Source organism: Aquiflexum sp. (genome assembly GCF_977115555.1).
This window is the reverse complement of sequence record NZ_CDSBKL010000202.1, coordinates 1-7,450: the sequence shown is the minus strand read 5'-3', so window position 1 is coordinate 7,450 and position 7,450 is coordinate 1. Positions and strand designations below refer to the sequence as shown.

General features: G+C 40.8%; 6 protein-coding genes. 4 read left to right on the top strand and 2 right to left on the bottom strand.

Annotated elements, in window-relative coordinates; translation table 11 throughout:
• The first annotated feature begins 114 nt into the window (after positions 1 to 114).
• From gldC to ACZFYI_RS12545, 4 genes are all read left to right on the top strand, one after another.
• Positions 115 to 459 (top strand): gliding motility protein GldC, encoded by a 345-nt coding sequence (gene gldC / locus ACZFYI_RS12560; protein ID WP_462524478.1) that lies wholly within the window; start codon positions 115 to 117, stop codon positions 457 to 459.
• A gap of 283 nt (positions 460 to 742) precedes the next feature.
• Positions 743 to 3,706, top strand: coding sequence for a carboxypeptidase-like regulatory domain-containing protein (locus ACZFYI_RS12555; protein WP_462524477.1), 2,964 nt, complete (start codon positions 743 to 745; stop codon positions 3,704 to 3,706).
• Between the two features lie 167 nt (positions 3,707 to 3,873).
• Positions 3,874 to 5,622 carry a SulP family inorganic anion transporter gene (locus ACZFYI_RS12550; protein WP_462524476.1) on the top strand — a complete coding sequence of 583 codons (1,749 nt, stop codon included), beginning with the start codon at positions 3,874 to 3,876 and terminating at the stop codon, positions 5,620 to 5,622.
• A 2-nt stretch (positions 5,623 to 5,624) separates the two neighbouring features.
• The gene (locus tag ACZFYI_RS12545) at positions 5,625 to 6,242 is read left to right on the top strand and encodes a carbonic anhydrase (protein WP_462524475.1); all 618 of its coding nucleotides are present in this window, start codon (positions 5,625 to 5,627) and stop codon (positions 6,240 to 6,242) included.
• Between the two features lie 42 nt (positions 6,243 to 6,284).
• Here the strand turns inward: ACZFYI_RS12545 and ACZFYI_RS12540 are convergent, their stop codons facing one another.
• Complete coding sequence (locus tag ACZFYI_RS12540) at positions 6,285 to 6,938, bottom strand: Crp/Fnr family transcriptional regulator (protein ID WP_462524474.1); 654 nt, start codon at positions 6,936 to 6,938, stop codon at positions 6,285 to 6,287.
• A 114-nt stretch (positions 6,939 to 7,052) separates the two neighbouring features.
• Positions 7,053 to 7,450: SDR family NAD(P)-dependent oxidoreductase (locus ACZFYI_RS12535; RefSeq protein WP_462524473.1), on the bottom strand; the 398-nt coding region annotated here is incomplete at its 5' end.

Sequence of the window (7,450 nt, the reverse complement as noted above, 5' to 3'; positions counted from 1 at the left end):
TATAAAAATGGACACTCCGAGTTTGAAAAAAATTGGCTAGACAGAAAATTTAAATGAGTAAACAGGAACTTGCAAAGGCCTTTGCTAGTTTTGCATTGAAATTATCAAACCACGATGAAAAATTCAGAAATAAAATTTTCCATAAATCTTGACGAGAAAAACCTCCCAAAATCAATCCAGTGGGATGCATCCGATAAAGAAGAAGATGGATTCGAAACCACCAAAAGTATCAGCTTGAATGTTTGGGACAACCTCAACCAAAGCACTTTGAGAATTGACCTGTGGACAGAAGACATGTCCGTAGTGGAAATGAAAAGATTCTACATCGATATCCTTGGGGGAATGGGACAGACTATCCTGAACAGTACAGGAGATGAATATATATCTGAGGAGATAAAAGCCTTATGCGACAGGCTTGTCACCCATGTCAATGAAGAGAATAAAAAATCATTAAAGTAATTCCCAAACCTGTCAATTGACAGGTTTTTTTTAGTTATTCCGCTTAAATAATATAATCACCTTTTATCCGTCTGGCTGAAAAAAAATTGATTTTTACCAACTCAAAATATTTCCCTTGCATTTTTTGAGATAAAATTCCTCCTTTTTTGATATTATTTTCAATTTCATTGATTTTTAATTAAAAAAAATTCGGGTTAATTACATTTATAATTGTTATTTGTTTCTAAATTCAATGCAAAAAATATAGCCAACATCCAAGCAATAAAAAAACCCAAATTACCTTATGCAAAAATTTACTAAAAACAGGTGGCAAATTCTGTTATTGCTGCTCATGATTGTCTCCTTCGCTACTACCGAAGTCTACGCCCAGACGACAACTATTTCGGGGAAAGTATTTGAAGAAGGAACAAAAGAAACCCTTGTTGGAGTCAACATAGTGGTCAAAGGAAAAGTAGTCGGAACCATCTCAGATCTTGATGGGAACTTCACCCTAAGGGTAAACCAAGCACCTCCCCTTACATTGATTTTTTCGATGGTGGGTTTTTCAAGCCAAGAAATTGAAATTACACAGGACAATGTAACGGGCCTAGAAATCAGCCTTTCTGAATCTTCCATCTTAGGTCAAGAAGTTGTAGTTTCTGCTTCTAGGGTAGAAGAAAATGTACTCCGCTCCCCCGTCACAGTAGAGAGAATGGACATCATTTCTATCAGAGAGGCCCCACAAGCCAATTTTTATGATGGATTGAATAATTTAAAGGGAGTTGAAATGAGTACCCAATCACTCACTTTCAAATCTTTCAATACTAGAGGATTTAATTCCAACGGGAACGTTCGTACTGTACAGATGATTGATGGTATGGATAATCAGGCACCGGGATTAAATTTCTCTGTAGGTAACATAGCCGGCATTTCCGAATTGGATCTTGAAAGCCTTGAATTGCTTCCAGGAGCAGCTTCGGCCCTCTATGGACCAAATGCCATTAACGGCATCTTACTGCTAAACAGTAAAAATCCTTTTCAATACCAAGGACTTTCAGTTCAAATGAAAGGTGGGTTGATGAGCGAAGGCTCTCGAACCAGCCCATCTACAGGGTTCTATGATTTTTCTGCTAGATATGCCACTGCACTCAGTGACAAAGTAGCCATTAAAGTAAATGTGAGCTACCTTTCTGCTGATGATTGGCAGGCAAATGATTTCAGAGACCAGTCGCTTTTAAATGGTTCTACAATTGAGAGTGGTACCAGAACCAATAACCCCGGTTTTAATGGTGTCAACATCTACGGTGACGAAACCAATGTCAGCATGCAAAGTGTCGGCCAATCTTTGGTGGCCGCAGGATTGTTACCGGCGGCTGCTCTTGGCTTGATTCCTCAAAACACCTTCGTATCCAGGACAGGATATCTTGAAAGAGATGTTGCAGACTATAATACCAGGTCGCTGAAATTGAATGCAGCATTGCACTGGAGGATCTCAGATAAGGTGGAAGCAATCTTCCAAGGAAACCAAGGAATGGGTACCACAGTATATACAGGTGCTGACAGGTATTCAATTGCCAATTTTTCATTGGGTCAGTATAAAGCAGAATTAAGAGGTTCGAACTGGTTTGTAAGAGCCTACACCACTCAGGAGCGCTCAGGTGATGCCTATGCCGTGGGTATAGCTGCCCAAGGTATCAATGAAGCATGGAAGCCTAGCACAACATGGTTTGGTCAATATGTAGGCACCTACGTAGGTGCCATAAGTCAAGGCGCTACTCCGGAGGCTGCCCATGCAGCTGCTAGGGGTGCTGCCGATACAGGCCGCTATCTTCCCGGATCCCCTGAATTTAACCAAGCATTGGCTGATGTAACCTCCAGACCTATTCCGGGGGACCAGAATGGAGTAGGGGCAAGATTTGTTGATAAAACAAACTTGTACCACTATGAAGGTTCCTACAGCTTCAAAAATATCAAGTTTGCGGACTTTATTGTTGGAGCTAATTTCAGAACCTATCAATTGAATTCTGAAAAAACCTTGTTTGCAACGGATGATGATGGAAATGAGTTTACAATTCAAGAATACGGAGGATATGCTCAGGGTTCTAAAAGCATGATCAATGACCATTTGAAACTGACAGCTTCAATCCGATATGACAAAAACGAAAATTTTGAAGGCCAGTGGTCTCCAAGGGTTTCAGCCGTATACTCAGCAGGACAACACAACTTCAGGGCTTCTTACCAGACTGGATTCAGGTTGCCTACAACTCAGGATCAATTCATTGATTTGGTGACTCCTCAGGCTAGATTGATTGGAGGACTTCCATTGTTTAGAGAAAGGTATAATTTCGATACAAATCCTGTATATTCTTTGGCAACTGTGACGCAATTTGGTGGGGCAATCCAACAGTGGGCTGCAACTCCTGCGAACCAAGCTGCAGTATTAGGTGAGATTTTAGCTCAATTCCCTCCAGGAACACCGCCTAATGACCCTGCAGTTTTAGCTATTTTCTCACAATTGCTTCCTGTTCGCGCTGCACAAGCAAACCAAGACAAGAAAGTAGAATTCCAGGCTACCACATTCAAACCTGAAATCGTTAAATCCTATGAATTTGGATACAAGTCTTTGGTGGCTAACAATAAACTACTGATCGATGGGTATTATTACTTCAACAGATTTGAAAACTTTATAGGAGGACAGGTGTTGGTGCAGGACAGAAATCCCAACCCCCAAAACCCTGCTTCAGCTTTGGGTTTGAATTTATTAAGTGCCAATACCAGAAATGTATACTCCATGCCTGTCAACAGGCAAGAAATCATCAAGTCATATGGATGGGCTTTGGGATTGGATTACCAGTTGCCTAAAGGATATACTATCGGAGGTAACGTTTCCTTCAATAAGTTAGACAACATTGATGACTTGGATGGCTTCCAGCCTTCATTCAACACTCCTGAGTACAGAACTGTTTTCAATTTCGCCAATAGAGAAGTAGTCAAAAACCTCGGTTTTGGTATCTCTTGGAGATGGCAGGATGAGTTTGTATGGCAGTCTTCTTTTGTGGGACCTATCGTTTCCACTCAGGGATTGTCTGTGATGCCTGCTTTCAGCATCTTTGATGCCCAAGTCAGCTACAAAGTAAAATCCATCAAATCTATTGTCAAAGTAGGTGGTTCAAACTTATTTAACAGTGGCTATAGACAAGCTTGGGGAAATCCAACCGTTGGATCCATGTACTTTGTTTCTATTACATTTGACGAATTCTTGAATTAAACGACCACACATTTCATATGCATAAAGCCATCCCTTTGGGGTGGCTTTTTTTATTGCGTAACAATCATCACAAAATACAAGTCCATTTTTGATGAATTTTGTTGATGAATTTAGGGTCAAATAAACATGTCCCTGAATTTTACTAACTTGAGAATAGAAATTCAGCTATGAAAAATAATTTCCTACAGAGCTTAAAAGGGTATTTACCTATTTTGGATTGGTTGCCCAACTATAAAAAAACTGACCTTCAGGGGGATTTATCAGCCGGGTTGACGGTAGGTATCATGCTCATCCCACAAGGGATGGCCTATGCCATGCTTGCCGGCCTGGAACCTATCCATGGTCTGTATGCGGTGACAGTTCCTTTGATTTTATATGCCATTTTTGGTACCTCCAGGCAATTGGCTGTAGGACCTGTAGCCATGGTTTCTCTCTTGACTGCGGCAGGGATAGCAACTTTGAACGCATCGTCTCCCGAACAATACCTTCTTTATGCCATTTCATTGGCTTTTTTGGTCGGTTTGATACAATTCGGGATGGGGATATTCAAATTGGGTTTTGTTGTTAACTTCCTCTCCCACCCCGTCATCAGCGGATTCACCTCTGCGGCTGCCATTATCATCGGTTTGAGCCAGATTAAGCATTTGTTTAGAATCAATCTTCCAAATGCAGAACACATTCAAGATATGATTGTAGCTATTTTCCAAAATATCGGTGATATCCATTGGATTACTTTTGGAATAGGAATGGCAGGGATTATCATTATCAAATTCGGAAAAAAAATACACAAAAGTTTTCCTGCACCTTTGGTCGCCGTGATTGTTGGTATTGCTTTGGTATCGGGTTTTGACCTGACTAGCCAAGGCGTCAAAATAGTGGGCGATGTTCCAAGTGGCTTACCTTCTTTTTCCGCTCCTTCTTTTGATTTGGATACATGGAAAACCTTGTTTCCAATAGCCTTGACCATCTCATTGGTAGGATTTGCCGAAAGTTTTGCAGTAGCAAAAACCATACAGGCAAAACATAAAAACTACAGGCTTGATGCCAATCAGGAATTGACCGCATTGGGAATGGCGAATTTTGGGGCAGCGTTTTTTCAGGGTTATCCTGTGACAGGAGGATTTTCCAGAACTGCTGTCAATAATGAAGCCGGAGCCAAAACAATATTGGCATCAGTCTTCAGTGCGATTTTGATTGTGCTTACCTTGCTTTTCTTCACAGGATTATTCTACAATCTTCCTAGTGCGATCCTTGCAGCTGTAGTTTTGGTGGCAGTATCAGGACTGATAGATTTCAAAGAACCAGTCAACTTATGGCGTAAAGACAAGGCAGACTTTTCCATGTTGATCGCCACTTTTGTCATTACATTGACATTGGGGATTGAAACGGGAATTATCTCAGGAATGGTCCTATCGTTGTTGATTATCATATACAGGGCGTCAAGACCCCATATTGCCCAACTCGGAAGGGTACCCGGCACAAACACTTTCAGGAATATCTCAAGATTCAATAACCTGGAGGTAAGAGATGATTTGCTGATGGTCAGGATTGATGGACCTATTTATTTTGCCAATGTGGAATTTATCAAAGACAAATTGGACCATTGGATTTCTGAAAAAGGAAAAAAAGCGAAAATGTTGGTTTTCAATATGGAAAGCGTCTCTAATATAGACAGCACCGGAGCGCATGAACTTAACGAATGGATCAATACCTGGAGAAAATCAGGCATGGACATTTCTATGACAAGCATTAAAGGGCCTGTGAGGGATGTCTTAAACAGATGGGCATTGTTAGAAAGTGTAGGTTCAGACCATATTTTCTTGGACGACAATACTGCCCTGTCCGCATATGACCAAGTCATTACAGGGGAAACACTTGATAAATATTCCTCTTACGCTACTCAAACCAATAAATAGTAATGTGCTCGACTGATATCAATCAATACCTGGAAAATAATAAAAACTGGGTCAACTCTGTATTATCTAATGACAAAGAATATTTTGATGACCTGAAGGAGGGGCAACATCCTAAAGCCCTGCTTTTAGGTTGTTCAGATAGTAGGGTGTCACCTTCCATGGTTTTGGGTTCTGAACTTGGGGAGCTTTTCATCCACCGAAATATTGCAAATGTCGTATCCCATACCGATCTGAATTTTCTTTCTGTCATGCAGTTTGCAGTTGAAAATCTAGGCGTAAAAGATATCATTGTATACGGACACTATGGCTGCGGAGGCGTCAAAGCCGCCTATGAAAACAATGCAAATGGATTGATTGACAATTGGCTTGCCAACATCAAAGACGTAATCAGGCACCACAAAGCGGAATTGAACAGCGTAGTGGATGAAAATGAGAGACTGAATAGGCTTGTTGAATTGAATGTCTTGGAACAGATAGAAAATATCAAACAGACTTCAATCTATAGGCAGGCGATAGAATCAGGGATCAAATTGAAGCTTTATGCCTGGGTATTTGATTTCAATACCGGGCTGGTCATCGACCTCAAAAAGAAATACAAAATCACACCTAGCATCACTTAAACAAAAAAACCGGGGCATCCCGGTTTTTTTGTTTATTTCAAATCAACTTATCAATTCTTCAAAATCATCCCGGACATAGATAATATTTCTGCCTAGTTCGATCCATTTTTTCTTCTCCAGCTGCTTTAACAATCTTGAGATTACTTCTCGTGAAGTCCCCAATTCATTGGCTATTTCTTGGTGTGTGGTGTGCAGTTCATTGGATTTGTGCTGTTTCATTTTGGTCAGAATATACCTCATGAGCCTCTCATCCATTCTTTTGAAAGCCACTGCGTCAAGTGCAACCAACATTTCATGGAACCTTGACTGATAAGTCATTGCTACAAAATCTTTCCATTGTTTGAAATGGTCTGACCACTCTTCGTGCTTTTCTACCGGGACAGCCAAAATCACCGTTCTCTCTTCAGTGACTGCTTTTATTTCGCTTGGCCGTGAGGAAGTACAGCAAGTAAGTGACAGCGCACAAGTTTCCCCCGGTTCCAGATAATACAAAAACAATTCTTTGCCATCCTCATCCATCCTCATGATTTTGATAGAACCCTCCAATACAATCGGGACCATTTTAACAAACTGTCCCGGCTCAGTAATCACTTTTCCAGGCTGAAAAACAAGTTCTTTTCCACTTTCAAGAAGTGCCTTCAAAAGTGCAGGGTCAGTTATGTTGGGTAATTTTTGTTTTAAATCTTCTAATTCCATAGTCAAAATTTGGTCGAAAATATCTTTGTCACAGAAGCAATTTAGTGACATCTGTCACAAAAAAAAAGGCTGAAGAATTACCTCAGCCTTTTTCACCTTTTTAACCCTATGAAACTAAATTACAAATCCTCCATCAACCACATAAGTGGATCCTGTGATATACTTACTTTTATCAGAAGCCAAAAAAATGACCATGGCAGCAATGTCTTCGTTGGTAGCGTACCTACCCAAAGGGATTTGACTTTCAAAGCCTTTTTTGACTTCACTACCTGCACCCGGAGCAAATCCTTCTTCCAAAGACCGCATCATCCTGTTGTCCACCGGTCCGGGATGGACGGTATTGACTCTGATTTTAAATGGCGCACCCTCGAGCGCAGCAACCCTCATACTTCCGATTATGGCATGCTTACTTGTCGTGTATGCCATCATCTGTGCTGTTCCTTTGAGACCTGCTACAGAAGAAGTGATGATTATCGAGCCACCAGATTTTTGCATGTGGGGAAATGCATACT